This window comes from Methylosinus sp. KRF6, assembly GCF_018887255.1.
GTDB classification, from domain to species: Bacteria; Pseudomonadota; Alphaproteobacteria; order Rhizobiales; family Beijerinckiaceae; genus Methylosinus; species Methylosinus sporium.
In genome coordinates this window covers 1-2975 of sequence record NZ_JAHLJF010000033.1, presented here as the reverse complement: position 1 = coordinate 2975, position 2975 = coordinate 1, and the positions used below count along the sequence as shown (strand labels likewise).

General features: G+C 60.8%; 2 protein-coding genes and 1 pseudogene. All 3 read right to left on the bottom strand.

Going from position 1 to position 2975, the window contains the following annotated elements; all coding sequences use genetic code 11:
* The coding region (locus tag KP010_RS22350; protein ID WP_371824258.1) for an outer membrane protein at positions 1–1120 on the bottom strand (1120 nt) is incomplete at its 3' end.
* Positions 1121–1541: 421 nt separating this feature from the next.
* On the bottom strand, positions 1542–2015 hold the full coding sequence (locus KP010_RS22345) for an SH3 domain-containing protein (protein ID WP_216281901.1): 474 nt from the start codon (positions 2013–2015) through the stop codon (positions 1542–1544).
* Positions 2016–2517: 502 nt separating this feature from the next.
* Positions 2518–2975, bottom strand: a pseudogene (locus KP010_RS22340) (IS630 family transposase); the annotation flags it as partial.

Sequence of the window (2975 nt, the reverse complement as noted above, 5' to 3'; positions counted from 1 at the left end):
ATTTAATTGAAATCGTTGAATGGGCGAGTCCCGCCTTGAAAGGCAAATCGACAGCTCCCTTGCGCACCTTGCCCTTGTCGTCGCCCGCCTCGCGTTTGCCGCTCGCGGTCTTGGCGGCTTCACTCTTTTGCGCTGGGGCCGCTTCGGGTGCAACACCGTCGCCGGTCAGATGGAGACGGTCGCCGATGTCCTTGAGGCTCTCGCTCTTGTTTGACCCGCTCTTGTCATTCTTGTTCTGGTCCGCGCCGATCCCGGCGCGCGCGTCCTGCGCCACGCCGAATCGGTAGTTCAGCCCTAGGCGCAGGACATGGGCCTCGCTCCGTTGGCGCGCGCCGTATTGGGCGGCGATTCCATCGCCATAGACGCGCGTTTGCAGCTCCTGATTCAGATAGAGATATTCGAGCCGCGCCGACCATTGGGTGTAGAGCGCATAGTCCACTCCGGCGCCGACGACATATTTCATGCGTGAGGATCGAGACGGCGGCGCGTAGAACGGTGTGGCGGGCGACGGCCCGAAGAAAAACAGCGACGATGCGCCGCGTTCGCCGCCGGTCGCGACGCCGCCGGTGGCATAGAACAGAGAGCGATCGACGGCGAAGCCGAGCCGGGCGCGAACGCTCGCGAAATAATTGCCATCGTCGCCCGAGGTCAGGCCGTAGGCCACGATGGCCGGAGCGAGGCTCGCCGGGGCCGCGAAGAGGCCGGTCGAAGGGCTCCGCACGCCGAGAGAATTGAGCTCGGTCTCGACGCCGTACACCCAATGGCCAACCTGCCAGTCATAGCCGACCTGAGCGCCGAGGGAGGGACCTAGGGCGTCACGATTTGGCGCGGTGAGGTCGAAGAGAGCGGAACCAGGAAAGCCCCCGAGCGCCTCCAGCTTCCCACCGCTCGCGATGGGAAAGCCGACGCCGGTATTGAGTCCGATGTGGAAGCCCGCCCAGCCGAAGGCCGGCGTCGGCGTGTCATGGGTCGCGGGGCGGTCGGCGGCCTGAGCGCAGAGCGCTCCGACAGCAACCCAGCCTATCGTCGTCGCCAGAGATCGCCTCGAAACGTCGCGGCAAGCGGAGCGGATCGCGTTCTGCGATAGATTTCGGTCACCTGCGCCGCGATGCGGCGACACCGTAATATCTGCTCCTTTTCGGGACGATGGCGTTTCTCGCTTCAGGGAGAGGCGGAACGAAGTAAAAGTTGCGTCCACCGAGTGATCCCTCGTATCGCACATAGTCTCGGTCACGGCGCAGCAGTCTGAATTGGACGTTGGTGTTCGGCACCGCCAGCGTCAGAACGGCTTCATCGCGCGAAATGACTTCGGCTTCTAACGTTTCGCCGGGCCGATCCGAGTCGGCTAGAATTATCCGCCCATCCACGACAATTTCTCCTAGCGGAACGATGATCGCTGAACGTGTCCAATCTTATCGATGAGATTTGACGTTGCGCCCAACAACCCTCGCGTCTCGAGCGGCTAATCGTAGCGAGCAGATCCACCGAATCTGCGACCGAGAGCGGCGCCAGCTCCACACGGTCACCGGATCCCGCTTCAATCAGTCTTCTCCAATTTCAGACCAGGCGCTCCAATCGTCTTGCCAGATTGGAACGCGGTCGTCGTCCCACCTGTCCCTCCAGCGATCGACTTCGTTGGAGATCTGGTAATCTCGGTAATGATTCTCCCAGTAACTGTCGATATGGAAGGTCACCACCGGCCAGTTTTCCTCATACAAATATGCTGGCAAGTGCACTCGCCGCGCATCGCGTACGATCTCGATGTATGCGCTCGATACCCAGCCACGAAGGCCTGCCGCTGTCACATCGCACCAAATGTAGCGGGCGAGGCAACCGTGAACGGTTAAGGGGATTCCTGCGCTCAGCATGCCTACTGCTGGAAATCGCGAACTGGGACCCGCCCTCACGTTGACGTTCACGGCGGAATAGACAGCGGCGCTTGCAACAGCAGGTGAAATGCCGCCGATCAGGAGAATCGCCGCCATCGCGCGAACGATAGAGATTATCTTTATCATGCACGTGTTTCTCTGACTTTGCTCAGCAACGCTACGCTAAACCCTCCTTGTCGAGATTTCGCGGAGATTATGTGGATGTTCGGTGGATGCACTGGTTCTCGGCATGCCTGTCGGCTCGAGATGTGCAGCAACGGCTCGCATCGGTGTAGATCCAGATCGTTTTTTGATGTCGGCACGTGCATTTCGATGACGCATCTTGTGACGCATGAGATTGGCGTTGACTCGTCTTGCGAGATCGTGAATGCTGCCCATCTTTTCGATGCGTTGCGCGAGGCGGAGCGGCAAATGCGCGATGAGCGACGCCGCAAGCTGGATGCGCGCCGCACTTTACTAGCGGCCCATCAGCTGCTTGATGCGAAGCGTCGTTGTCATAAGGCAAAAAAAGCAGGTCGACGAGCTAGGCCGGCGGAATTGACCGCACGCAATGCCCGAACTTGCCCATCTCCCGTCCCCAGAAATGCGCCCTCAGCGAGCTTCCATGGCTACGAGCGGAATCCGATGAAGCTGCATCATAGCCGGATGCGGCGAAGTAATTCGCGCATTCGCTCGGCGTGACGCTTCGCAGGGCCTGGGCGACCGCCGCGGCGAGCGCATCGACAGTGCGCGCCGCGATGCGCTGGAGAACCGACTTGATCTTCGAGAAGGATTTCTCGATCGGATTGAAGTCCGGCGAATAGGGCGGAAGATAAAGGACCTTCGCGCCTTTCGCTTCGATCGCCTCCCGCACGCCCGCGACCTTGTGGGTGCTCACATTGTCCAGCACCACGATCTCTCCCGCGCGGAGCGTCGGCGCCAGAACCTGCTCGACATAGGCCAGGAACGAGCGGCCATCGAGCGCGCCGTCGATCATCATCGGCGCGTCGATGCGATCGACGCGCAGCGCCGCGATCAGCGTCGTCGTCTTCCAATGTATGGCGCGACAATCTGGATGAGAAGCGCGCGACAAACAGGATGAGAAGT